Source organism: Rhodoferax sp. GW821-FHT07G04 (assembly GCF_059418585.1).
Window position 1 is genome coordinate 1064596 of sequence record NZ_JBWKQD010000002.1, and the last position, 26084, is coordinate 1090679.

A 26084-nucleotide genomic window follows, 5' to 3' on the forward strand; every position below is an offset into this window, starting at 1 on the left:
CACACACTAAACCCTGTGGTTTTGTCAGAAAGCGCACAGAACTTCGCAAACAAATATGTTAGGGAAGTCATTGTGATTTTCTTTGAAAGTGCTATTCTTTGGCCGGTTATGACTTGGGCCTTTGGGTAACTTTGGGTATAGGTCATGCACTGAATTTCGTCTGCATTTCCCACTCATCCCACCAAAGGCGTCATCATGAAAAAGTCAAACTTCGCTCCCCAACGTGAACAAAGCAAACTTGGCTCGGAAACCGGCGTCGATGACGATCTGTTGTCCGGTGTAGTCGGCGGCGCCGGCACGCCCACAGCAACCCCTGCAACCAACACCAAAAAGGCCGACGATGCCTTGCAGGCCATTAACGGCCTGATCGGCCCCGACTCCCAAATCGGCACTGCCGCTTCACAAGCAGGCGCCCATACCAATACCACCAGCGTGGGGGCCGAAACCAGTGTCACGCAAACAGCCAACCTGGGCCATGGCGTATCGGTCACGCAGACCGCTACCGCGGGTGCGGGAGCCGAGGCCGGCACCTATGTCGGCCCCGCAGGCGCAGGCGCCAGTGCGGGCGCCCACGCCGATGCCGGCGTGACACAGACCACCAATTTTGGCGGTGGCGTCACGCTCACCACGGAAGTCAATGCAGGCGCCAAAGCGGAGGCTGACGCCCATGTCGGCCCCACCGGCGCATCGGCCACCGTTTCCGTGGGCGCTCATGCCCACGACGGCGCAACCGTGACCGTCCAGTCCGGCAACACGACGGTCACGGCTACGGTCGCCGTCGACGCCAAGGCGGATGCCAGCGCTGGCGTATCTGTGGGCATTTCCGGCGTCAAGGCCGACGCCGAAGCCAGTGCCAGCATCACAGAATCCGCATCCATCAGCACCCACAGCAATGTGGGTGGCACGACCTTTGTCGACTCCCATAGCTCGGTGGAAGCCGGCTTGAAGGCCGAGGCTGGCGCCCATGGTGGCGTGGGCGTGGATGGCGTCAAGGGCGAGGCCGAAGCCGTGGCCGGCGACTTTGTCGAAGTCAAGACCAGCGTCCACTCGGGTGACCACAACATCAGCGGCGGCGCCACGGTGGGTTACATCACACCGGGCTCGGTGGGCGCAGGCGCCCACGTCGATGCCACCATGAAAGATGGCAACCTGACCATTGGCGTCAACGTCATGGGCGCTATCGGCATCAGCGGCCTGGAGTTGGGCGGCGATGTGACCATCAACACCAAGCCTATTGTGCAAGGTGCGGAATACGTGGGCCAGCATGTGGCCGACGGAACCGTCATGGTCGCCAATCAAGTAGCCCATGGAGCGACCGATGTGGCCAACCAGGTAGCCCATGGGGCCACCGATGCCGCGAACCAGGTGGCCCATGGAGCGACCGATGCGGCCAACCAGGTAGCACACGGCGCGACCAACGCCGCCAACACGGTCGCCCATGGCGTCACCGATGCCGCCCATCAGGCGGAAGCAGCTGTCAAGGCGGCCGCTGAACAAGCAGCCCACCAGGCAGAAGCGGCCGCCAAGGCGGCAGCAGCAGAAGTGGCCAAGCACGCTGCAGAAGTGAAGCATGCCGCCGAGGTTGCCGCGAAGGCCGCCGCTGCCGAAGTCGCCAAGCATGCCGAAGAAGTGAAGCATGCTGCGGAAGAAGCCGCCAAGAAGGCGGCCGCCGCCGCCGCAGAAGTGAAGCACCAAGCCGAAGTCGCTGCACAAAAGGCAGCTGCGGCCACCGCCGAACTGAAGCACCAAGCCGAACTGGCTGCACAAAAGGCAGCCGCCGAAGTGGCCAAGCACGCAGCCGAAGTGAAGCATGCTGCGGAAGAAGCCGCCAAGAAGGCCGCCGCTGCCGCCGCCGAGTTGAAGCACCAGGCTGAAGTTGCCGCGCAAAAGGCCGCTGCCGAGGCGGCCGCCAAGGCAGCCGAAATCAAGCACGCTGCAGAAGAAGCCGCCAAGAAGGCGGCTGCTATCGCTGCCGAAGTGAAACACCAGGCCGAAATCAAGGCTGCGGCAGCGGCAGCTGAAGTGAAGCACCAAGCCGAACTCGCTGCACAGAAGGCCGCAGCCGCAGCGGCTGAAGTGAAACACCAAGCCGAACTCGCGGCACAGAGGGCAGCAGCAGAAGCGAAGCACCAAGCCGAGCTGGCCGCACAAAAGGCCGCGGCTGCTGCCGCCGAAATCAAGCACCAGGCCGAACTGGCCGCCCAAAGAGCGGCGGCTGCCGCTGCTGAAGTCAAACACCAAGCCGAACTGGCGGCTCAGAGAGCAGCCGACGCGGCGAGGACCGCAGCCAACGCGGTTTCCCACGCGGCCACCACGGTGTACAACGCGGTCAAGAGCTACTAAAACCTGCTCCGTTGCACAGTTCCACCAGATTCCACAGGCCCTATGTTGACAAGGCTGCGGAAGGGGTGGAGTTGTGCAGGAGCAAACCCTGCTGCGCCTAGGGGCCAGGACGCATACTCCGCGACCTGGCCAGCTTGCCCAAAAGGGTGGCATGTTTTTTTAGTGGATCTCCGCGAATAAATACACCATGACCACAGAATCCCCTGCTTCACCCTCCTCTTCAGCAGTCAAGCCGCAGGGCGGCGGCCTCTTTGCCGGCAATGCGCTGTCCAAGGTCTCCTCGCCGGATCGGCTGGACCTGGGTGCCCGCCTGGTCAGCCCGGCCTCATGGCTGCTGCTCACCGTGGCTGTGCTGCTGATAGCGACCACCGTCATTGGCAGTGCGGTTATCAAGGTGCCCATCAAGGTGGCGGCGCAGGGGCTGCTGATGTCGCCCTTGGGCGTCAAGGACGTGGTGTCCGGCACCGGTGGGCGCGTGCGCAGCATACGGGTGCGCGCCGGCGACCACATCGCCGTGGGCCAGGCCATTGCGGACGTGGAACAGCCCGATTTGCAGCAGGAAATTACGGTTGCCAATGGCGAACTGCGCGACAGCAGCGACCAGTTGCAACGCATACGGGATTTCCAGAACCGGACCATGGCCGAGCAAGACGGCATGCGCAGCGAATTGCGCAAAGACCTGCAGCAAAAACTGAGCTTCACCGAACAGCGCCGGGTGTGGCTCAAACAGCAGGTAGATGTCATGGAGACCCTGGTCAACCTCGGCATCGCAGCCAAACCCCAACTGATGCAAGCCAACCTGGACCTGGCCGGTGCCGATGAAGAAATCGGCCGCAGCCGCAATGCGCTCAAGCAATTGGACCTGGACGCCAAAAAGCAGAAGACCGACTACGAACGCGAGGCGCTGGAACTGGATCTGAAGATGGCCTCGGCCAAACGCAAGTCCGAGATGCTGACCGAGCGCCTGGGCCGCATGGATGTGCTGCAAAGCCCCTACGCCGGCATGGTGGTGGAGCTCAAGCTCAATGAAGGGGAAATGATTGAGCGCGGCGGCACGCTGTTGTCTCTGCTGCCCGAGACCCAGGCCAATGGCGAGCCGCAGCCCAAGGCCGCAACTGCAGCCGCGGATACCGCTGCATCCAAACGGTCCCATGTGCCGCTGATCGCCACGCTGTATGTCAGCTCGGCCGACGGCAAACGCATTCGCAAAGACATGCAAGCCGAGGTGGTTCCTGCCACGGTCAAGCGCGAAGAATACGGTTTCATCTCAGGCAAAGTGCTGTCGGTTGCCGAAATGCCAGCCACGCAGGAAGGCATGCAAAGCCGGCTGAAGAACCAGAAACTGGTGCAGTCCCTGTCGCAGGCGGGTGCACCGTTTGAATTGATTGTGGCGCTGGATGCCGACCCCTCCACCCCCAGCGGTTTTCGTTGGTCCTCATCGCGCGGCCCTGACGAGAACCTGAGCGCGGGCGGCCTGTGCGCGGCGGAGGTGGTTACCAAGGAAGAAACCGTCTTCAAGTTGCTGGTGCCGTCGCTGCGGCGCTTCTTTGCGAAATTCGCTTCATGAAGTGGCCGTTCTCATTGCCGGACCACGTGCGCCGGGTGCCCATGGTGGCACAGCAGGAGGCTGTCGAATGCGGTGCGGCCTGCCTGGCCATGGTGCTGGCCTACTACGGGCGCTGGGTCACGCTGGAAGAACTGCGTGAGCAATGCGGCATCACCCGCGATGGCACCAAGGCCACCAATGTGGTCAAAGCAGCGCGTCTGCACAACATGGTGGCCAAAGGCCTGCAGAAGGATGCCAAGGAACTGCTGTCCCTGCCCCACCCGCTGATCGTGTTCTGGCGCTTCAACCACTTTGTGGTGGTGGAAAGCATAGACGAGCAGCGCGTGCGCCTGATGGACCCGGCGGTCGGCCCGCTGACCATCACCCGCGAGGAATTTGCCGAAGGCTATACCGGCATTGCACTGGCTTTTGAGCCCGGTGAAGGCTTTACCAAGACCAAGGGCCGCCCCTCGCTGGTGGAGACCATCAGCAGCTACCTCGACGGCTTCCGTCTAGGACTGGTGTTTGCACTGGTGGCAGGCATCGCCCTCATCGTGCCCGGCGTACTGGCCTCCGGCTTCAACCAGCTGTATGTCGACAATGTACTGATCGAAGGCCGCCATACCTGGCTGACGCCCCTGGTGTCGGGCATGGTGGCTGCGGCATTCTTGAAGATGCTGCTGTCCTACCTGAACCAGGTGGCCCTGGCCCGCCTGAACACCAGCATCTCGACCTCGCTGGCAGCCAAACAGATGTGGCGCTTGCTGGAGTTGCCGTTGAACTTCTTCGCCCAACGCTATTCGGGCGACGTGGCGAATCGCTTTGCGCTGATCGACCGCTTGTCGGGCCTGATGTCCAACACGCTGGCCCCAGCCTTGATTGGCGTGCCCAATCTGGTGGTTTACTTCATCCTGTTGGCGTTGCTGGACCCGGTACTGGCCGGCATCACGGCACTGGCGGCCATCTTGGCGCTGACGGTGTTGTCGCTGTCGGTCAAAGGGCTGGAGGACGCGTCGCGTCGCATGGTGCATGACGACTCCAAGCTGTATTCGATGACGATTCAGGGCTTTGCGCTGATTGACGAATTCAAGATGTCGGGCACGGAGACGGCATTCACCGCACGCTGGGCCAGCGCCCAGGCCCGTGTGATCACGGCCGACCAGCTGTCCAACTTCCGCAGCAACGTGCTCAATGAGATCTCCAACCTGATCGTCGGCGTGGCCGGCCTGGCCATTCTGATCGTGGGCGGCTTGCGCGTCATGGACGGCGTGCTGACCATCGGCATGCTGCTGGCCTTTCAAACGCTGATGAGCAGCTTCGTCAATCCGCTACTGGGTTTTGTGGGCGTGGGGGGGCAATTGCAAACGGTGCGGGGCCTGGTCGACCGGCTGGACGATATCCGCCGCTATGGCACGACCACGATCAACACACCCGCCCCTGCCAGCGCAGCCCCCCTGCCCGCCCCTGCCACGGATAGCCCCACGGCTACGGCCCCGGCCAGCAACGCACCCGCGCCCTTTCTGTCCATCGAGAAAGTGGCCTTCGGCTACAGCCCGTTGACCCCACCCATTCTGAAAGCCATCAACTTCAACCTGGCCGCCGGTTCGCGCATCGCGCTGGTCGGCAGTTCGGGCAGCGGCAAGTCCACCTTGGGCCGCATCATCGTCGGCCTGACGGCACCTACCGAAGGTGCCGTGAAGGTCATGGGCCGCACGCTGGCGGATTGGAAGACCGCTTCGTCCGGGGCGCCCATGGTGTCTTATGTAGAGCAGAGCGTGGTCATGTTCGAGGGTAGCCTGCGTGACAACCTGACCCTGTGGGACAACACGATTTCGCAAGAGCGCCTGATCAATGCCGCACGCGATGCCTGCGCCCACGACTTCATCATGCGCATGGGCAATGGCTACGACACCAAGCTGCTGGAAGGTGGCCGCAATATGAGTGGCGGTGAGCGCCAGCGCCTGGCCATCGCCCGCGCGCTGGCTGTAGACCCGTTGTTGCTGGTGCTGGACGAGGCCACCAGTGCGCTGGACCCGGAATCGGACGTACGCATCATGGACGCTGTGCGCCGACGCGGCTGCGCCTGCATCATCATTGCGCAGCGCCTGAGTTCCATACGCGACTGCGACTACATCCTGGTCATGAAGAACGGCGCCATCGTAGAAGCTGGCACACACCAGCAACTGATGGACCAACGCGGTGAGTACTGCAACCTCGTGAGCACCTAAGCCATGCAAGCTACTCAGCCCGCTCCCACCGCCCAAGGCGTTGCCATCCAGAATGGCGGCACGGTCCGCCTGGACCAGCCAGCCCACTGCTACCTGATCCACTCGGGTCGTTTCGAAATCTACGCCATGCTGGGCGGCCGGCGCATGTACCTGGCCGAGCTCGTTGCCGGGCAGACGCTGATGTGTGCGCCCTGTGCGCAAGGCCAGCTGGTGGCCGTGGCGCCCGAAGGGGGCGTCCTGGTCCCGCAGGCTGCAGCCGCCATCCCCATCAAATCGTTGGCGGCGATGGCCGACACCTGGGTTCTGGCCTTGTCCGAAGCGGTGTCGCGCTTGGGGCAGATACGACCCACCGTGCAAGCCAGAGACCCGGGCATGGCCCAGGACGGACACGAAGGCCAGCACCTGCATGCCACCCGCGGCGTGTTGTGGGTCGTGGCCAAGGCAGCCGATCTGCTATTTCTGGGCGGCGGCGAACCCACCCAGATGGTCCCGATTTCACCGGTACTGTGGGCCAGTGTCACCGCCAATGGCCCGCTGGACTTTGTACCTGCGGAGTTGTTTGCATTCACCTCCATCTCCCAATCGCTCAGCAGTTTCCACGGCCAGTTGCTGACCCATCTGCATGCCGACTTGCTAGAGCAAGCACGGCTGGAAGCAGAACGAATTGCCGGGCGCGAAGAACAGGTTGCCGAAGACCTGGCCAAGGTCATGGATGGGCATGAGCGCATTCTCGAATCCAAGATCCACGCCCCTCCCGATGACGACCTGATCTTTGCCTGGCGCAAGATCGGCGGCACTGTTCCCGCGGGCATGAGCAAGTCCGACAAGACCGACTTTGCGGCATTCGCCGATGCCATGCACATGCCCTACCGCCGTGTATCGCTGAGCGGTGCCTGGTGGAGTACGGACATGGGCCCGCTGGTGGGCCAGTTCCTGGAAGACGGGCGCCCGGTGGCCCTGGTACCCGATTGGCGCGGCCGCTACCGTTTGCACCTGCAGGGCAGCAAGCCGCAATTGATCGATGCGGAGCTGGCCGCCCAGTTGGACAGCTCCGCGTTCTCGGTGGTCAAACCCATGCCCGAGCGCAAGCTGCGACCGCGCGACCTCATCGCAGTGGCCATTGCCTCCTGTGCCGGCGACCTGACCACTTTGCTGGTGGCGACACTGGGGGCCTCATTGCTGGGCCTCTTGGTGCCCATTGCCACCGGCCACATCATCGACACCTTTGTGCCCAGTGATATGCGGGGGCAGTTGTTCATACTGGGTGTCATGCTGGTCGTGGGCCAGTTCTGCGCCTTCCTGCTAAAGGCCAGCTCGGACTTGGCCCGCCAACGCATCGATGGGCGCGTGGCTGCGCGCCTGCAGGGTGGCGTCATGGACCGCGTGTTCCGCATGCCCAGTTTTGTGTTGCGCACCTTCTCGTCCACCGACTTGGCGATGCGCGTCATGTCCATCGACGGCATACGCCGCACCGTCACCGGCATTGCGCTCAATACATTGTTGACCGGCGTGTTCGGGCTCAGCACCATCGGCCTGCTGTTTTACTACGATGTCTACGCGGCCGTCGTGGCCCTGCTGCTGTTCCTGGCGCTGGCCGGCACCGGAGCCTTTGCAGGCTACAAGCAGATCAACGCCATGCTCAAGGGTGAGCAGATGAGCGCCAACGTGGCCACATTCACGCAGCAGTTGATGGAAAACATCTCCACGCTGCGGGCCTTCGGCGCCGAGAAGCGGGCCTATATTCAGTGGTCGCGCAACTCCATCGAGATGCGCAAACGCGGCCTGCGCGGCAAGAACATACAGATTCTGTTCGACACCTTGCTGTCCGGCTACGACCTGCTGGCGCTGGCCACAGTGTTTATCGTTATTGGCCGCCAGAGCGACAGCATGTCCTCAGGTTCCTTCATGGCCTTTGCCACCGCCTATGCCAACTTCTTGGGCGCCTCTATCGGTTTCGGGCGAGCGCTGCTGCCGGTGGCGGGCTTGATACCCATGTACGCCCGCGTCAAGCCGCTGATGGAAAACACCCCGGAACGCTCCGGCACGGCACAAGATCCAGGGCGACTCTCCGGTTCCTTGGAGGTGGCCAATGTGGCCTTCGCCTACCCCGGCGGGCCGCACATCCTCAAGGGCATGAATTTCCGGGTAGAGCCGGGCCAATTTGTCGCTCTGGTCGGAGCCTCCGGCTGCGGAAAATCCACGCTGGTCAATCTCTTGCTGGGCATAGACAAGCCCGAGCAAGGCGCCATCTTGTTTGACGGTAACAACCTGGCCGACCTGGACGTGACGGCCGTGCGACGACAGTTTGGTGTGTGCCGGCAAAACGGGCGCATGTTCAGTGGCTCCTTGTACGAAAACATCCTGGGCGCCCACCAGGGCACGCAGGCCGATGTGTGGGAGGCCGCTCGCCTGGCCGGCATTGACGAGGAAATCCGTGCCCTGCCCATGCAGCTGCACACCGTGGTGACCGAAGGCAGCGCCACCTTTTCAGGTGGCCAAGTCCAGCGCCTGCTACTGGCACGCGCGCTGGTGGGCAACCCCCGCTTTGTGGTGCTGGACGAGGCCACCAGCGCCTTGGACAACATCACGCAAGATTTGGTGGTGCGCAATGTGGAGCGCCTGGGCGTGACCCGCATCGTGGTGGCACACCGCCTGAGCACGATCCGCAACGCGGATGTGATCCTGTTCATACGCGACGGCCAGGTTTCCGAAGCCGGCAACTATGATGAACTGGTGCGCCATGGCGGCGACTTCGCGCATTTCGTCAAACGGCAATCCCTATAAGGCAGCAGACTGCGCCGCCCCGATACCAACCATTTAACAGGAGCACACCATGCGCAAAGTATTGAGTATTCTGGGTCAACTCAGTGACGAGGATGTGGAGTGGATTGCGCGCCAGGGCCACAAGCTGGAATGCACCGTGGGCCAGACCCTGATCACGGCCGGCCAACCCGTCACGCGGCTCTTTATTTTGCTGGACGGCGAGGTCGCCATTCTGCTGCCCAATGGCGCGGAGCTGGTGCGCGTGGGCTCCGGCGAAATCCTGGGTGAAATGTCCTTGGTCGACAAATCCCCGCCTTCGGCCAGCGCACGCATCACCGAGAAGTCCACGTTCCTGGCCATCGACCAGGACCTGATGCGCAACAAGATGGAGACCGACCCCATCTTCGCTGCCCACATGTACCGCGCCATTGCCTGTTTTCTGTCTATGCGCATGCGCGCAACCATCTCCAACCTGGGCTATGGAAAGTCTGCGACCTCGTTGGATGACGAGATGGAAGTAGACGAAGAAATACTCGACAAACTACACCTGGCCGGTGCCCGCTTCGAGCGCATGCGCCAAATCCTGGGCTAACCGCAGACACCATGTCATATACCGTAGCAAGACGTTTACCCCGTGCCCACGCATGGTCGGCGACCACGGCCCTGCTGGTGCTGGCCTTCGGCAGCACCAGCGGCCTGGCGGCCGATGAACGCATTGCTGGCACCAGCCTAGGACTGCTCAACAGTGTGCACGTGGCCCTGGCGCGCAATCCCAGCGTCGTCAACAGCGGCTACCAGGTGCAGATTGCACGGGGCCAGTTGCAACAGGCGCAAAGCTCTTTTGACACGGTGCTGGGCGCGTCGGTCACCAACCAACGCAAACACACGCCCAGTACCGCGGCCGACCAAGCCACGGGGAGCGCTGATTCGGTGGTGGCCGACGAGACCAGTAGCAGCGTCAAGCTGACGCAACTGCTGCGCAACGGCATCACGATAGAGCCTGCGCTGTCGATCAGCCGTTCCAGTGACAACTCGGCGCTGTCCCAGCAAAACCCGGTCGCCAACCGCTCGACCTTGGGGGTCAATGTGACCGTCCCACTGCTGAAGAACCCAGGTGCCGATGGTGCCGCCGTCGGTGAGCGCACCGCAGAGCTGGAGCTGGAAGCCGTTCGCCTGGATCGCACGCAGGCGCTGTCGCAAGCCACACTGAATGTGGTCTCTGCCTATTGGGCTTATTTGGCCGCCGAGAAGGCCCGGCTCATCGCAGTGGATGCCGAGAAGAGCAGCCTGCGGCGCATGGAAGACACCAACAAACTGGTACAGGCCGAAATACTGCCGGCCGCCGAGCGCGACCTGGTGGCCGCCGACGGCGCTTCCAAACGTTCGGCCCGCATTGCGGCCGAGCAGGCCCTGGAAGACGCGCGCGCCAACCTGGCCCGCAGCATGGGCCTGTCGCCAGATGAAACGCTGACGCTGCCCCTGCCCGGCGAGGACTTCCCGCCCGTGCCCAGCCAGGCGCCCGATCCCACCCAACAGTCGCTGCGCATGCGTGAGCTGGCGCTGCGCCAGCGGACTGATTTGCGTGCCATCCAGCTGCGCTATGGCCAGGCCGAGATCAATCTGGACGCGGCGCGCAAGAGCCTCAAACCCCAGTTGGACTTGATCCTGGGCGTGGGGGTCAGCGGTCTGAACGAGGGCAGTGCCAATTCCAACTACCTGGGCGCCGCCAACACCAATTTGCGCGGGCCCAATGCCACGGTCGGCCTGAGCTACCAGTTCCCGGTGCAAAACCGCGGTGCGGTGGGCCTGTTGGTGCAAAAGCAAGGAGCCCTGGACCAATTGGACGTTAACCGGCGTGATCTGCAGTCCTCCATCCTGATCAGCATTGAAAGCCTGAGCACCTCGGTCTACCGGCTGGGCCTGCAATTGAGCGACTCGAAACGGTCGGTGGAGCTGTACGCCAAGTCGGTGGAGAACGAAGAGATCCGGCGCAAGATGGGGCGCAGTACCTTGATTGAAGTCTTGAACGTGTCAGACCGCCTGCTGCAGGCCCGCCAAAGCCTGACGACAGCGCAGCTGAGCTACGCCAATGCCATTGCCCAGCTGCGCTATGCCTGCGGTGCGTTCTTCAAAGCCGATAGCGACACAGCCGCCGCCGACCTGGTACTGGACAGAGAAAGCCTGCTGACGCCACCGTGACCCCCAGCACCCGATTCCACGACGCACTCACCGCATACACCGCCCTGCTCGGCCCGGACCGGGTCTGTACCGAGCCCGCCGCACTGGCCCACGCCAACACCGCCACGTTTGCAACGCAGGCTCAAGCGCCCGCCATCCTGAAGCCTGCCAACCGCGCACAGGTGGTGGCTTGCCTGCGCATTGCCAACCAATTCCAGGCTCCGCTGTACCCGGTCAGCACCGGTAAAAACTGGGGTTATGGCTCGGCCGTGGCCCCGCAGCATGGCTGCGCGCTGCTGGCGCTGGCGGACTTGAACCGCATCGTGGACTGGGATGCCACGACCGGGCGCGTGCGTCTCGAGCCCGGTGTCACCTTCCAGCAGCTCAGTCGTTTTTTGCGGGATGCCGGCGCGCCATACCAGGCACCGCACACCGGCTCGGGCATGCACACATCCGTCATTGGCAATATCTTGGAGCGCGGCATTGGCAAAGGCTTGTACGAAGACATGGCAGCCCACGTGCAGGCCTGCGAAGCCGTGTTGGCCAATGGTCAGGTCTTGAAAACCAGCCAAGATGCCAGCGGGCCGCAGCTGTTTGGCTTGTTGCCGCAGAGCAACTTGGCCGTCGTTGTCGAAATCACGCTGCAGTTGGAGCCGGCGCCGCAATGCAGCCAGTTGATCACCTTTCCCATTCCCGGCGGCGCCCCGGCCCTGGTGCAGGCGGTGCGCTGGTTGCACGACACTGCAATGCGCGGCGCCCCACGGTCTCAACTCGCATTTCTGAACGACTATCGCATTGCGTCGCAAATCGCGCGCTTCCCCCACGGAGAACTGGACGCCCATGCCGCCCTGCCCCGCCCCTGGATGCAGGCCTGCCTGGAGCCCTGGCAAGGCGCCCAATGGATAGGGGCCTGCACCCTGTGGGCCGACGATGATGGCGAACTGGCTTGGCGGCGCAAGCGGCTGACAGACGCCCTGGGCGCTCTGGGCCTGCAGCCCCGCCTGGAGTCGCCAATCGACCAACCCCAACTGGCCTTGGACGACGATGGCCTACGGTGTGCGTACTGGCGCAAGACCTTTCCCATGCCCAACGAGCCCGACCTGGATCGCGACCGTTGCGGCGTCATCTGGCTGGCACCGGTGGTGCCCTTGGGCAGCCCGCACCTGCAGAGTCTGATCGCACAACTGGAAGAGACCACGCTGGCCCATGGCCTGGAGCCGGCCCTGGCTTTGCGCAGCGGGCATGCTGGGTCCGTGCGCCTGATACTGGGTCTGTTCTTTGACCGGGATCTGGATGGCGCCGATGCCCGCGCCCTGCAATGCCATAACGCCCTGCAGGCCGTGTTGCTGGCGACCGGCATACCGCGCTACCGCCACAGCCTGCTGGATGGTGGGCCATCGGAGATGGATCCTGGTGTACGTGCGGCGATGGCCGCCCTCAAGGCCCATTTCGACCCCCACGGCATTCTGGCCCCCCAACGCTACAACACGCAATGACCGAGTTCAAAAGCCCGCTGGCCGTCTCCCATCTGTCTGCCTACAACGGACTGGGCTTCGGCGTGCCCGCCTTGCCTGATGCACTACTGGAATTACGCGGGGATATGCAAGCCCATCTGCATGCCTGCTTCGCCCATCTGCCGGGCCCGATGCGGGACGAGGCTCAAGGCATTGTCCAGGCGTACTCGGGCCAGGCCGATGCCTTCTTCCGGTTGTTCTACCAACCGGTGTGGTCCTTTTTGCACTGGGTTCTGGACGCTGCACAACCCGGCCTGGCACCCGCTGCGCGGGACGACGCCTGCACCGCACAGGCATTGGGCTTGTTCCTGCACCTGTGGGATGACCACCTGTGCGATGGCCAGTTGGCCACCACGCAACTCACACTGCAGGTGCGCAGCGATGCCTGGACCGCGTACACTGCGGCGGCATTGCGCTTGGCCAAGCACACAGGCATGCCCGAACAACTGATCACCGCACACACGGCCACCTACCTCGCGGCCATCCACACCCCTGAAGCCATTGACAACCTGGACGACTTTTGTGCCCGGTTTGAGCGCCAGATTGCCATCTGGACCCTGGTGCCCCGCCTGCTCGGCCCGGCCCTGGGCAGCCCGGCCGTCGGCGACGACCTGGCCCAGGTGCTCCGGGCCTTCTCCAATGCCTGGCGCATCATGGACGATGTACAGGATGTGGAGGACGACGTGCTGGCTGGCGTGGAGTCCGCCGTATGGCAGGCGTTGGACGCAACGGGCCGCCAGGCCTGGGCCCACGCCCACGCCGAGGCCAAAGCCTTGGGGCAGTTGCACGGCCCGTCCTGGACTGCGCTGCAGGCCCATCTGGACGCGACCGCGTGTATCAGCAAACTCTTAGTCGAAACTTACAACTGGCTGGAGCGGGCCGCAGCTTTGGCACAACACAACGGATGGGGCGATTTGGCAGAGGAGATTCGGGCCCACCGCCCCTTTGAACTGCCAGCGAAAAGCCCATGAGAATAGGCACACGCGAGACAAAATTCCCCTATAGTGGGCTCTTCAAATTGTGTAGTGACGGGCTGCCCCGCTCACCCTGGGCGCGCCAGGCACGGCTGGCGCAAATCAACTGATCAAGAGGTACTGCATGTCCCTATTCAAAAGCAACGTCAAGTTGCATGTCACCATCAGTTGGTTGTTCGTCCTGCTGACACTACCTGTGATGACCATTTTCGTCATCGTCAGCTACCGCTCCAATGCGCTGGTCATTGACGATTACTCCAACAAGTTCATCGAAAAGTCCATCAAGGACAACATCAACAACGCCACCCGGCTGCTCAACCCCATCATCAGCACAGCCCGCTCCGCCGGCACACTGATGCGCGACCGGCCGGAGTATTTCCGCGAAGAGTCTTCGACTGACTACCTGCACGAAATCGTGGACTCCAACGAGGCCGTGTACGCCGCCTATGCCGCCTTTGACGATGGATCCTTTCGCCAGGTGCGCCGCGCAGTCAAGGGCAAGACCGTGCTCGACAAGCCCATATCGGCCGAGACCCAGATCATTGACCGCTACATCGACACGCGCAAGAAGGGGGCCGACGGCGTGGTGCCAGACGTCTACCGCTTCCACTCCGAGTGGCGCAAGATCGTCGGCACCGACAGTGGCCCCGCCGCCTACGACCCGCGCAGCCGCGGCTACTACAAGGACGCCATTCGGCTCAAGACGCTGACCGTGTCCGACGTCTACCCCTTCGCCAGCTCCGGCGAGCTGGGCATCACGGTAACCGCGCCCATCATCACCAACGACAAGGTGATTGGGGTTTTCGCCGTGGACCTGACGCTCAAGACCCTGTCGCGCTACCTGTCCGACAACCGCGTCACAGCCAACAGCATCACCATCATGGCGGACGAGAGCGGCGGCGTGATTGCCCACCCCGAGTTGGAGATGGGCATTGCGCAAAAAGGTGGCGAGCTGGTGCAAAACCGCCTCAACAAGCTGGGCGACCCGCGCGTGATGGCGGCCTTGGGCGAGCGCCTGCGCAGTGGCAAGGACCGTTTCATCTTCACGACCGGCCCTAACAACACCGAATACATCGGCACCTTCTCCCCCTTCCCCAAAGACTTCAATAAGCCCTGGGAGCTGTTGATACTGACTCCCACCGACGATTTCGTCGGCGTCATCAAAGACACCAACCGCCGGCTGCTGATCTTCGGTGTGCTGGCTTTTGGCCTGCAGCTGATACTGATCTACCGCCTGTCCAAGGCCATCTCCCGGCCCATGGAAATATTGGCGGACGACGTGTCCAATATTCGCGAGTTCCGCTTTGACGACACCAAGGTGGTCACATCCCGCATCGCCGAGATCGACCACCTGGCCAAGGCCGTGTACTTGTTGACCCGGGCGTTGGAGTCTTTCACCTCCTATGTGCCGCGCGGTCTGGTGCAGCAGCTGATGGACTCGGGCCAGGGCACCAAGCTGGGTGTGGAGAGCCGCTACCTGACGCTGTTCTTCACCGACTTGGAAGGCTTCTCCACACTGTCCGAATCCGAGCCTTCACAGCAATTGCTGGCCCGCGTGTCGGACTACTTCTCCAGCGTCACCAGCGCCATCGAACGCGAGCATGGCACGGTGGACAAGTACATTGGCGACGCGGTGATGGCCTTCTGGGGCGCGCCCAACCGCATCGAGAGCCATGCCTACCTGGCCTGCGTGGCCGCCGTGCGCTCGCAGCGGCGCATGGCCATTCGCAACCGCGACTGGGCGGCCAAAGACATGCCGCCGCTGAAGGTGCGCATCGGCATCCACAGCGATGCCGTGCTGGTGGGCAATGTGGGCTCGGCCGAGCGGGTCAGCTACACCGTGATGGGCGACGGCGTCAACGTGGCCGCCCGCCTGGAAGGCATCAACAAGGAAATGGGCACCTGGGTCTGCGTCAGCCAGGCCGTGTTCCGCGAAGCCGGCGAGCGGCTGTGGCTGCGCCCCATCGACACCGTGACGGTCAAGGGCCGCAAGGGCGAGCTGCTGATCTACGAACTACTGGCCATTCGCGATGGCGACGAAGAGACCACGGCCACACCCGAGGAGATCACGCTGTGCAATATGACGACCGCGGCCTATGCGCTGTACGCGCAAGAGAACTTCGTGCAGTCGCAGGCGGCCTATGCCTCCATTCTGGAGCGCTTCCCCCACGACATGGTGTCCCAGAGAATGATGGAAAAATGTGACACCGCCATCAACAAGGCCTTCCACAAGCGCTGACCCACACACGCGAGATACACAAAATGATGACGACCACCCGCCCCCTCTACCGACCCTCCCCCTGGCGATTTCTTGTGCTGGCTTTGGTGCTGCTGTTCGGCCTGGCTGGAGCCCAGGCCCGCGAAATGGCAGAAATCAAGGCCAGCGGCAAACTCATCATCGCCATTCCCGACCAACGCAATCCGCCCTTCTTTTTCGAAGACAAGGGGGAACTCAAGGGCCTGGACATCGACCTGTCCAAGGCAGTGGCCGAAGCCCTGGGCGTAGAGGCGGTTTTCAACCGCAGCGGCAAGAACTTCAACGACGCCGTCAAGCTCGTGGCCGACGACCAAGCCGACATGTCGGCTGCCAAGATCAGCCGCACGCTGGCCCGCTCACAAACCGTGCTGTTCAGCGCACCTTATGTCACCTTGCCCCACGCCATGCTGGTGAACCGCCTGCGCTTTGCGCAGATTTCGGGCGGCAAGCCGGTGGCCGAGGTCATGCAGAACTACAGCGACACGGTGGGCGTGATCGCCAACTCCTCCTTCGTGGGCTTTGCCAAGACCTATTTCCCCAAAGCCAAGATTGTGGAGTTCGAGACCTGGGACCAGGTCGTGGATGCCGTGGCCAAGGGCAAGGTCACCACCGCCTACCGCGATGCCTTTGAAGTCAAGCGCATTTTCAAGGTCAAGCCCGATCTGGTGCTGACGGTGCGCTCGGTGATGATCGAAGACATCAAGGACACCATTGGCATCGCCGTCAACCGCAACAACTACCTGCTACTGAACTTCTTGAACCTGTTCCTGGAGCAAAAGAACATCAAGTACACCTCGGAGCAGATCCTGAGCAAGTACGAGAAATATCTCAACTGATAGACGACACCACACGGAAGCAGCATGGAACTGAAAAAACTCGCAACCCACCCGGTGTCTATCGTCGGGTCCATTGCGCTGGGTGTCGCCACCGGCATCTACACCCCCGAAATCGCCAAGGCCCTGAAGTTCATAGGCGACATCTATGTCGACCTGTTGAAAATGGTGATATTGCCCTTTCTGATATCGGCCGTCATCGTCAGCATCAACCGCCTGGCCAACAACCCCTCCGCCTCGCGTTACGTCGTACGCATCGTGGCCTGCCTGGTGGCGGGTATGACGCTGGCCGGCGTCGTGGGCCTGGCCTATATGTATGGCGTCAAGCCCGGCTCCAATATGGACCAGAACACCATGCAGGCCTTTGGCAAGCTGGTGCAATCCGACATCACCGGCGTGGAAAGCAGCATCAACCTGCTGTCACCCGTGGCGTCCGACAAGCACGAAGGCATGCTGATCAAGCTGATGTCGCGCATGATCCCCAGCAACATCTTCAGCGCCCTGTCGGTGGGCGATACGCTCAAGACGCTGTTCTTTGCGCTGATGTTCGGTTTTGCACTGACCAAGTCGCCGGCCAATACCGCGATCGGCTTTCTGGAGGGCTGCGAGGTCATCTTCCGCGCCTGCCAGAAGCTGACCACGTGGCTGCTGTATGTGCTGCCCATCGCCTCGTTCTCGCTGGCTGCCGACCAGATCGCCAACACGGGCTTCGAGCCCTTCAAGGTCATGGTGCAGTTCATCATTGCCTTTGGTGCGGTGACCGCCATCCTGGTCGCGCTATGTGTGGCCATCATCTGGCGCAAGTCGGGCCGCAAGCTGTCCACCGCCGTGGCCTCGCAGGAAGGGCCGTTCTTCCTGGCCGTGGCCACGCGCAACAGCGCATCCTGCATGCCCTCCATGCTGATCGCCATGGTCGACAAGCTGGGCTTTGACAAGGCCATCACCGAACTGCTGGTGCCGCTGGGCACGGCGCTGTTCCGCGTGGGGCCGGTGCTGTACTACTGCATGGCCACCGTCTTCATTGCCCAACTGTACGGGCGCGACCTGGCCGCCACCGACTATGTGCTGATCCTGTTCGCATCGCTGATTGCCGGCTTCTCGTCCACCGGCATGAACGGCATCGTGACCATCTCGCAGACCACCATCGTCTGCTCACTGCTGGGTCTGCCCTTTGAAGCCGCCTTTGTGCTGTTTGTCGCCGTGGAACCCATCTGCGACACTTTCCGTACCGTGTTGCTGGTGCTGTCCATCAACGCCCTGGTGGCGCTGATCACCCCCTTGGCGGGGAGTGCGCAGGCAGAGAAGCAATACGTAGCCAAGGCAGCCATCTGATGGACACCCAACAGCAAGCTCTGCTGGGCATTCTGGGCGGCATGGGTCCTTTGGCCACCGTCGATTTCCTCGGCAAGCTGACGCGCCTGACCCCGGCCACCTGCGACCAGGACCACCTGCCCTGGGTCACGGTGAGCCAGCCCGGCATTCCCGACCGCAGCGCTGCCATCAAGGCCGGCAACGACGGCCCCGGTCCCTACCTGCGCAAGGGCGCGGCCTGGCTGGCCGCCCAGGGCACCAGCCTGATCGCCATTCCCTGCAACACCAGCCATTTCTGGTACGACCAGATGCAGGCGGCGTCCAGCGTACCCATCCTGCACATTGCCGACGCCACCATCGAAGAGCTGCAATTGAGCCAGGCGCCGATTGGCGCCATCGCCATCCTGGCGACCCGCGGCACGGTGCAGGCCGGCATCTACAGCAAACGGCTGGTGGCCCAGGGCTTCGACCTGGCCGCCATCACCGAGGAAGAGCAGACCGTCGTCGACCAGATCATCAAGGACGTCAAGGGTGGCCAAGTGGGCCCGGCGCGGGATGCCATGCGCGTGCTGCTGCAGACGCTGGCGGGGCGCGGCGTCAAGACCGCCATCCTGGGTTGTACCGAGCTGCCCATTGCCCATGTGGTGCGCTCGGGCGACCCCCACAGCGGTGTGCAGGCCATAGACACCTCGCTGGCACTGGCCACGGTCAGCCTGCGGCGGTTGGGCTATCTGAAGTCTTGAACGAGCCCCAGGGTTCTTTAAAACCCCAAAACGGGTTTGTTGCACAAACCTATCAGGAAAACTGGCCTCTAGCCCTCGTCAGACGGACCTCATTAGCTATCTATTCAATAGCAATTAGCGTCGCAGCACCGAGAAAGCTTCGAACTCCCAGCTGCGCATGGCCAGCAGCAGCGTGTAGCCCTCCAGGTCCTTGTCTTGCAGTTTCTGGTCGGCCAGGTGCTGCTGCGCAAAGTCTTGTGCCACGCGCTGCATGCGCTCCATGAAAGATGGCGCCAGGCTGCGGCTGATTGAGCCGTGCACCAGCAGCAGGCCCTCGCCCGCACCGTCAAAGCCGCCCGAGAAGTAATCCAGCAGCGCGTTCTCACGGAAATAGTCCATGACCGGACCATGGGGCCGCCAGCGGAAGGTCTTGGCCAGCTTGAGGCGGTAGCGGTTCAGCGGGCGCAGCTCGATGATGCCGATGCGGTCCAGTTGCGCCAGGTAGCCAATGCATTCGGCCTCGGTCAGGCGGTAGGCAGCCACGATCTGCTCCAGCGTCCATTGGCTGAGCACACAGATCGCCACCAGCAGCAGCTTTTTGTCGGCCACCACGGCGCGTTCCTGCTCCTGCGTCAGCTGCGCCAGCAACGGCTGCGAATCGGCCACACGGCGCGCCAGGTCGGCAAAGTCGATCTTCAGCGCCCGGCAGATGGCATCGATGCGCGACAGGGGCATATCGCCCTTGGCCAGCATGCGCTTGATGCTGGACTCGGCCATACCCATGGACTGGGCCAGGTCGGCATAGGTCATGTGGGCGGATTTCAGCTCCTGCTTCAGGGCAGATACAAGGTCGGCGGTAGTGCTCATAGGTATCGATTATTGATACTTTTCGTAGCCGGGTACAGACTCGCAGCAAGAATCGACAGCATTCTGTGCACTGCGACAACAGACTGGGGCCTTCACCGCTTGCTTGGAGCCTTGGATGATGATGAAACGACAACACCCGCTGACAACTTCCGAAACCGGCCTGCTGGTCGCCGTAGTCCTGGCCTGCATCGTGGCCTGCCTGGGGCCCCACGTTCCCCAGTACGCCAACTACCACGCCTTTGCCGACCAGCGCACCCTGTGGGGCCTGCCGTTCGCGATGGACGTGCTGAGCAATCTGCCCTTCGCCCTCTTCGGCGCCTGGGGTCTGCTGCGCCTGCGGGGCCGACGCACGCCGCACGCCCGGCGCGTGGGCTATGCCGTGCAAGTGCCCTGCGATGCGCAGCTCCCGCTGGCGCAGCTGTTCTTCGCTGGCCTGATGCTGACCGCCGCGTGCTCGTCCTACTACCACCTGCAGCCCGATCAAGCAGGCCTGCTGGTGGACCGCATGGGCATGCTGTTTCCCTTCGCCGGTTTGATGGGCCTGGCGGCGGCGGACCGCATCAGCGCGCGCGCCGGTCTGTGGACCGCAGGTGCGGTGCTGGCCTTGGGGCCGGTCGCCGTCATGGTCTGGGCCTGGACCGGCAATCTGCTGCCCTGGTCCATGCTGCAAGGCGGCGGCATGGTATTGGTCGTGTGCCTGGCCCTGCGGCGGCCGCTGGTAGGTGCCTGGGGTCTGCCGCTGGCGGCTGTCATTGGCTGCTATGCCATGGCCAAGTTGCTGGAGTTGGGCGATTACCCGGTGTTGGCCCTGAGCCACGGCCTGGTGTCCGGCCACAGTTTGAAACACGTGGCCGCAGCCCTGGCGGCCTGGCCAGTCATCGCCGTCATGCACAATGGCGCACAAGCCAGCGCATGGTCGCGCATGGCCGTGCGGACCTGAGCAGCAACCCCAAACAGACCCGAGGACATTCTGTGAACACTGAAACCTTGAATCCCACGGCGGCAACGGCGGCATCTGCTGCGGACCATGCCCACCCCAACCAGTTTGCACTCTTGGGTCAGCGCCGCTTCGCGCCCTTCTTCTGGACCCAGTTTGCCGGTGCGGCGAACGACAATCTGTTCAAGTTCGCCTTCACCGTGATGGTGACCTACCAGCTCAGCGTGGGCTGGCTGCCACCGGCCATGGCGGGCCTGGCGATTGGCGCGCTGTTCATCCTGCCCTTCCTGCTGTTCTCGGCCACGGCCGGCCAGCTGACCGACAAGTACGACAAGACCCTGATGATCCGGTTCGTCAAGAACCTGGAGATCGCCATCATGGCGATTGCGGCCTATGGTTTTGTCAGCGACAACGTGGCCGTGCTGCTGCTGTGCACGTTTTTGATGGGTGTGCACTCCACGCTGTTTGGCCCGGTGAAGTTTGCGCTGTTGCCCCAAGTATTGAACGAACGCGAACTGACCGGTGGCAATGGCATGGTGGAGATGGGCACCTTTGTCGCCATCTTGCTGGGCAATGTGGTGGGCGGCTTGCTGGTGGCCATTCCCGGCATCGGCCATGAGACCGTGGCGTTTGCTTGTGTGGGCTTGGCCATTGTGGGGCGCGTCGTCGCGGGCTTCATTCCCAAGGCACCGGCCACCGACCCCGGCCTGAAAATCAACTGGAACCCCATCAGTGAGACGCTGCGCAACCTGAAGCTGGCGCATGGCAACCTGGTGGTGTTCCGCTCGCTGTTGGGCATCAGCTGGATGTGGTTCTTTGGCGCCGTGTTTTTGAGCCAGTTCCCCAGCCTGGCCAAGGAGGTGCTGCACGGCAATGAGCAGGTGGCGTCGCTGCTACTGGTGGTGTTTTCCATCGGCATCGGCACCGGCTCGCTGTTGTGCGAGGTGCTGAGCAAGCGCCATGTGGAAATCGGCCTGGTGCCCATGGGTGCCATTGGCATGAGTATCTTTGCCGTGGACCTGTACTTTGCGTCCAATGGCCTGCCCGCATCCGAGATCATGGGTTTGTCGGCCTTCATGGCCCAGCCAGCCCACTGGCGTGTGATGGCCGACCTGGCACTCTTGAGTCTGTTCGCCGGCCTGTACAGCGTGCCCATGTATGCGCTGATCCAGTTGCGCAGCCAGCCGACGCACCGCGCCCGCATCATCGCGGCCAACAACATCCTGAACGCGTTGTTCATGATCGGCAGCTCGGTGATTGCCGGTGCACTGCTCAAGGCCGGCTTCACGATCCCGCAGATCTTCTTGTTCACCGGCCTGGCCAACGCCGTCGTGGCCTTCTACATCTTCATGCTGGTGCCCGAGTACCTGCTGCGCTTTGTGGCCTGGGTGCTGTCGCACTTCGGCTACCGCTTCAAGATCCGCGGCGACCAGCACATACCCACCGAGGGGGCGGCCATCCTGGTGTGCAACCACGTGAGCTTTGTCGATGCGGTGTTGCTGATGGCGGCCAGCCCACGGCCCATCTACTTCATCATGGACCACAAGATCTTCAAGGTGCCGGTGCTGGGCTGGTTGTTCAAGCTGGCCAAGGCCATTCCCATTGCCCCACGCACACAGGACCCAGTGGCCTACGAGGCGGCGTTCGAGGCCGCAGCCAAGGTGCTGTCCGAAGGCGATCTGCTGTGCATCTTCCCCGAAGGCGGGCTGACCCGCGACGGCGCACTGCAGGAGTTCAAGGGCGGCATCATGAAGGTACTGGAGCGCTGCGCCCAGCGTGGCCAGACCGTGCCGGTGGTGCCAATGGCGCTGATCAATTTGTGGGGCTCCTTCTTCAGCCGCGTCGAGCAGGGCGGCGCGATGGTGCGCCCTTTCCGCCGCGGGCTGTGGAGCCCGGTGGGCCTGCATGTGGGCGCTCCCATTGCGCCGGCCGATGTGCAACCCACACTGCTGCGCACCCGGGTGCAGCAATTGCTGGACACTTAAGCCAGCAAGAGACCGGCGGCATACCGCCGTCTCAATACAAGCTATACACAAGGCCCTATCGCAGACCCATGCCAAGGGCGTAAGTTTGCAGCTTGCGCTCTTGGAGGATGGGTTCCATGTTGATAAAGCGATGCGGCTCAGCGGGTGCCGCGTATTGGATGGCGCTGCTGCTGGTGTGCAGCAGCCTGCTGGCCCCTGCGCAAAGCCGTGCGGCCGGCACGACGGCAGCCGAAACCAGCGGCCCAACCACGGCCGACTCCTGCAAAGCCACCGTGCTGCGTTTCGAACGCGCTCTAGCCATCATGCGGGAAACCCAGGGCAACAAAGCGGGCGAAGAATTGAAAGAGAAACTGCTACCGGCCAAGCTGCAAGCCGACATCCTGTTCAAGGAGGGCTACTGTGGCCTGGCGCGGTACATCCAGGAAAAGAAGCTGGACCGTTAGACGCCCCCTTTGCCGCGCAGGGCGATCCAGCTGGCGCGTTCTCAGTGCATGCTGGCCAGCAAGGCCGCATTCCCACCGGCCGCCGTGGTGTTGACGGTGATGGTCTGCTCCGCGCAGAAGCGGTACAGGTAGTGCGGGCCGCCGGCCTTGGGGCCGGTGCCACTCAAGCCCTCACCACCAAAGGGCTGCACACCCACCACGGCGCCGATCATGTTGCGGTTGATGTAGATGTTGCCCACATGGGCGGCATGGGCCAGGGCTTGGGCGCGGCTGTCGATGCGGGTCTGGATACCGCAGGTCAGTCCATAGCCCAGCGCATTGACCTGGGCAATGATGTCGGCCGGGTCACCGCCCCATCGCACGACCTGCAGCACGGGGCCAAAGATTTCGGCCTTGACGTCTTCGACGCGGGCCACTTCAAAGGCATGGGGCGCAATCAGATTTGCTATGTTTTTGGAAGCACTTTGTGTATATTTTTCGGGGGCTAGCAGCACTTTTGATTCAAGCGTCAGGCGCTGAATGTGCTTCTGGATGTTGTCATACGCTTCCGCATCGATGACGGGGCCTACGTCGGTGGCAATGTCGGCCGTATCGCCAGCCACCAGTTCGCCGGCCGCGCCCTTGAGCATGGCGATGACGCCGTCGGCAATGGCCTCGTGCACGCACAGCAGACGCAGCGCCGAGCAGCGCTGGCCAGCCGAACGGAAGGCGCTTTGCACGACCGCATCGACCACCTGCTCGGGCAGGGCGGACGAGTCCACCACCATGGCGTTGATGCCGCCGGTCTCGGCGATCAGCGGAACAATCGCACCGTCCTTGGCGGCCAACGCGCGGTTGATGATCTTGGCGACCTGGGTGGAGCCGGTGAACACCACACCCGCTACGCCGGGCTGTGCCACCAGCGCGGCGCCTACGGTTTCACCCGCACCATGCGCCAGTTGCAAGGCGTCGGCCGGCACACCGGCGGCGTGCATCAGTTGCACTGCGACCTGGGCCACACCCGGCGTCTGCTCCGCCGGTTTGGCCAGCACGGTATTGCCGGTCGCCAAGGCCGCGGCGACCTGCCCCACAAAAATGGCCAGCGGGAAATTCCACGGGCTGATGCAAACCCACACGCCGCGCGCGGTCAGCGACAGCGTGTTGGTCTCGCCAGTGACGCCAAAGGCATAACCACCCAGCGCGGGCGGCGCACCATGGACCTGCGGCATGGCCAGCGGCTGCATGATGCGCTCGGCCTCATCGGCGTAGTAGCGCAAAAAGTCGACCGCCTCGCGCACTTCGCTGACAGCGTCACCCCAGGTCTTGTGGGCTTCCTTAACCAGCAAGGCGCAGAAGGCGGGGGTTTGCTCCAGCATGGTGTCGGCAGCGCGGCGCAGGATGGCTGCGCGTTCGGCCACGGGCGTCTTGCTCCAGCTCCGTTGGGCAGCAGCAGCGGCGGCAAAGGCGCTGGCAATGTTCTGGGTGTTGAACTCGGACACCACGGGCACCGTGGTGCTGGCCAATGCGGTCATCAACGGATCGCGCATGGTGGGCACGGTCAGGTCCAGCCCCGTGCTGTTCTTGCGCGCACCGGCATGGGCGCCAAACAAGACCGGGGGTAGTGGCAGGCTGGAATGGGGCTCCAGGCGCAGCGGCGAAATCAGCAGCTCCTGCATGCCCACGGACTCATCGGCCAGCTGGTGCACAAACGAGGAATTGGCACCGTTCTCCAGCAGGCGGCGCACCAGGTAGGCCAGCAGGTCGCGGTGCGCACCCACCGGGGCGTACACGCGGCAGGTGACCAGCGGGTTTTTCAGCACCTCGCGATAGACACCCTCGCCCATGCCGTGCAGGCGCTGCAGCTCAAACTTGGCGCCGGTCTTGGCACCCATTTGCAGGATGGCAGCAATGGTGGCGGCGTTGTGCGTGGCGAACTGGGGGTAGACCGCGTCGGGCGCGGCCAATAGCGCGCTGGCGCAGGCCAGGTAGGACACATCGGTGTGGTGCTTGTGTGTGAACACCGGATAGTGCGGCAAGCCAAACTCTTGCGCACGTTTGATCTCGGCATCCCAGTACGCGCCCTTGACCAGGCGGCACATCAGGCGCACCTTGTAGCGGCGTGCCAGACTGGTGATGTGCTCAATCAGCTCTAGCGAGCGGGTTTGGTAAGCCTGCATGGCCAGGCCAAAACCGCGCCAGTTGGGGTGGTGCTCGGCGACCTTGGCGACCAGGGCTTCGAACAGCTCCAGTGACAGTTCCAGCCGGTCCACCTCTTCAGCGTCTACCGTCAGGTTGATATTGGCCGCCGCGGCGCGCTGGCACAGACCCCACACCCGGGGCACCAGCTCGGCCATGACACGCGCGCTGTGCGCGTCCTCGTAGCGCGGGTGCAAGGCACTCAGCTTGATAGAGATACCGTCATTCTGCTCCATAGCCCTCGTCTTATCTGCACGAGCAGCTATTGAATCGATAGCATCCGCATAGCTTTGCAAGTAACGCAGTGCGTCTTCGTCGGTGCGCGCGCCCTCGCCCAGCATGTCGTACGAGAAGGTGAGATTGGCATGCTTGCGGGCACTGTCCGCCTCGCGTTGTGCTTCCTTCATGTTCTGTCCCAGCACAAACTGGCGGCCCAGCAATTGCACAGCGCGCAGCGTTGCAGCCACTACGGTCTTGGCGCCCAGCTTGCCCATCAACCCGGGCTCGCTCTTGGCGTTGCCATCGGTGGCACCGGGCAGGAAGTGCTTGCTCATCGCAATGGCGGTGCTGGACAAGCGCGCCAGCACCTTGTCACCGCTGCCGTCAAAGTCGGCACGGCCCAGTTGGTCGGCGGTCAGCGCAATGGCGGTTTCGGCATCGGGCACGCGCAAGAGCGCTTCGGCCAGGCGCATCAGGGCCAGGCCCTCGGCGCTGGAGATCGGGTATTCCTTGAGCAGGCTTTCCATAGCCCAGAAGGGTGGCGGGTTGTCGCGCACGGCCTGCACCCAGGGGGCCGCCGTCTTGGCCGCTGACGCCCAATCCAGCGCCTGGCTGACGGTCTGCAGGTTGCGGGCCACCACGTCGGCCTCGGGACGGTAGGGGAAGGGCAGGCGTTGTGGGACGGGCATTTTTTGTCTCCTGGTGGGTTGCTTGCTGGATGGACTGATTTCAGGCCATCAAACGGATGATGTAGCTATGTTCGCCGAATGCATCTGCAATTTCTCACTA

At 63.0% G+C, this 26084-nt stretch carries 17 protein-coding genes; 15 read left to right on the forward strand and 2 right to left on the reverse strand.

The genetic code is table 11. The annotated features are described in order from the left end of the window. Positions 1-195 precede the first annotated feature (195 nt). From AC07OO_RS14075 to cuyB, 12 genes are all read left to right on the forward strand, one after another. A complete protein-coding gene (locus AC07OO_RS14075; RefSeq protein WP_495082718.1) occupies positions 196-2343 on the forward strand; it encodes a hypothetical protein in 2148 nt (715 codons plus the stop codon). Between the two features lie 187 nt (positions 2344-2530). Next, positions 2531-3910: an NHLP bacteriocin system secretion protein gene (locus AC07OO_RS14080; RefSeq protein ID WP_495082719.1), complete on the forward strand. Its 1380-nt coding sequence runs from the start codon at positions 2531-2533 to the stop codon at positions 3908-3910. Then, positions 3907-6117, forward strand: coding sequence for a cysteine peptidase family C39 domain-containing protein (locus tag AC07OO_RS14085; protein ID WP_495082720.1), 2211 nt, complete (start codon positions 3907-3909; stop codon positions 6115-6117). Before AC07OO_RS14080 ends, AC07OO_RS14085 begins: the two co-directional genes overlap by 4 nt. A 3-nt stretch (positions 6118-6120) precedes the next feature. After that, the gene (locus AC07OO_RS14090; protein ID WP_495082721.1) at positions 6121-8901 is read left to right on the forward strand and encodes an ATP-binding cassette domain-containing protein; all 2781 of its coding nucleotides are present in this window, start codon (positions 6121-6123) and stop codon (positions 8899-8901) included. 49 nt (positions 8902-8950) lie between these two features. Next, positions 8951-9472 (forward strand): cyclic nucleotide-binding domain-containing protein, encoded by a 522-nt coding sequence (locus tag AC07OO_RS14095; protein ID WP_495082722.1) that lies wholly within the window; start codon positions 8951-8953, stop codon positions 9470-9472. Positions 9473-9483: 11 nt separating this feature from the next. Then, positions 9484-11079 (forward strand): TolC family protein, encoded by a 1596-nt coding sequence (locus AC07OO_RS14100; protein ID WP_495082723.1) that lies wholly within the window; start codon positions 9484-9486, stop codon positions 11077-11079. Then, complete coding sequence (locus AC07OO_RS14105) at positions 11076-12554, forward strand: FAD-binding oxidoreductase (protein WP_495082724.1); 1479 nt, start codon at positions 11076-11078, stop codon at positions 12552-12554. The genes AC07OO_RS14100 and AC07OO_RS14105 overlap by 4 nt, the downstream gene beginning before the upstream one ends. Further along, the gene (locus AC07OO_RS14110) at positions 12551-13543 is read left to right on the forward strand and encodes a hypothetical protein (RefSeq protein WP_495082725.1); all 993 of its coding nucleotides are present in this window, start codon (positions 12551-12553) and stop codon (positions 13541-13543) included. The genes AC07OO_RS14105 and AC07OO_RS14110 overlap by 4 nt, the downstream gene beginning before the upstream one ends. A gap of 127 nt (positions 13544-13670) precedes the next feature. Beyond that, positions 13671-15785 carry an adenylate/guanylate cyclase domain-containing protein gene (locus AC07OO_RS14115; RefSeq protein WP_495082726.1) on the forward strand — a complete coding sequence of 705 codons (2115 nt, stop codon included), beginning with the start codon at positions 13671-13673 and terminating at the stop codon, positions 15783-15785. Positions 15786-15808: 23 nt separating this feature from the next. Further along, positions 15809-16639, forward strand: a complete 831-nt coding sequence (locus AC07OO_RS14120; protein ID WP_495082727.1) for a substrate-binding periplasmic protein — start codon at positions 15809-15811, stop codon at positions 16637-16639. Between the two features lie 24 nt (positions 16640-16663). After that, positions 16664-17968, forward strand: a complete 1305-nt coding sequence (locus tag AC07OO_RS14125) for a dicarboxylate/amino acid:cation symporter (RefSeq protein ID WP_495082728.1) — start codon at positions 16664-16666, stop codon at positions 17966-17968. Then, the gene (gene cuyB, locus AC07OO_RS14130; protein ID WP_495082729.1) at positions 17968-18690 is read left to right on the forward strand and encodes a cysteate racemase; all 723 of its coding nucleotides are present in this window, start codon (positions 17968-17970) and stop codon (positions 18688-18690) included. Before AC07OO_RS14125 ends, cuyB begins: the two co-directional genes overlap by 1 nt. A 114-nt stretch (positions 18691-18804) precedes the next feature. Here cuyB and AC07OO_RS14135 read toward each other — a convergent pair whose 3' ends face one another. Beyond that, positions 18805-19536, reverse strand: a complete 732-nt coding sequence (locus AC07OO_RS14135; RefSeq protein WP_495082730.1) for a helix-turn-helix domain-containing protein — start codon at positions 19534-19536, stop codon at positions 18805-18807. A gap of 118 nt (positions 19537-19654) precedes the next feature. On the opposite strand from AC07OO_RS14135, the gene AC07OO_RS14140 reads away from it, so the two are divergent. From AC07OO_RS14140 to AC07OO_RS14150, 3 genes are all read left to right on the forward strand, one after another. Continuing rightward, a complete protein-coding gene (locus AC07OO_RS14140) occupies positions 19655-20476 on the forward strand; it encodes a hypothetical protein (RefSeq protein WP_495082731.1) in 822 nt (273 codons plus the stop codon). A 32-nt stretch (positions 20477-20508) separates the two neighbouring features. Further along, positions 20509-22458, forward strand: a complete 1950-nt coding sequence (locus AC07OO_RS14145) for an MFS transporter (RefSeq protein ID WP_495082732.1) — start codon at positions 20509-20511, stop codon at positions 22456-22458. Positions 22459-22574: 116 nt separating this feature from the next. Next, positions 22575-22901 carry a hypothetical protein gene (locus tag AC07OO_RS14150; protein ID WP_495082733.1) on the forward strand — a complete coding sequence of 109 codons (327 nt, stop codon included), beginning with the start codon at positions 22575-22577 and terminating at the stop codon, positions 22899-22901. Between the two features lie 41 nt (positions 22902-22942). Here the strand turns inward: AC07OO_RS14150 and AC07OO_RS14155 are convergent, their stop codons facing one another. Further along, the gene (locus tag AC07OO_RS14155) at positions 22943-25984 is read right to left on the reverse strand and encodes an L-glutamate gamma-semialdehyde dehydrogenase (RefSeq protein WP_495082734.1); all 3042 of its coding nucleotides are present in this window, start codon (positions 25982-25984) and stop codon (positions 22943-22945) included. Between the last annotated feature and the right edge of the window lie 100 nt (positions 25985-26084).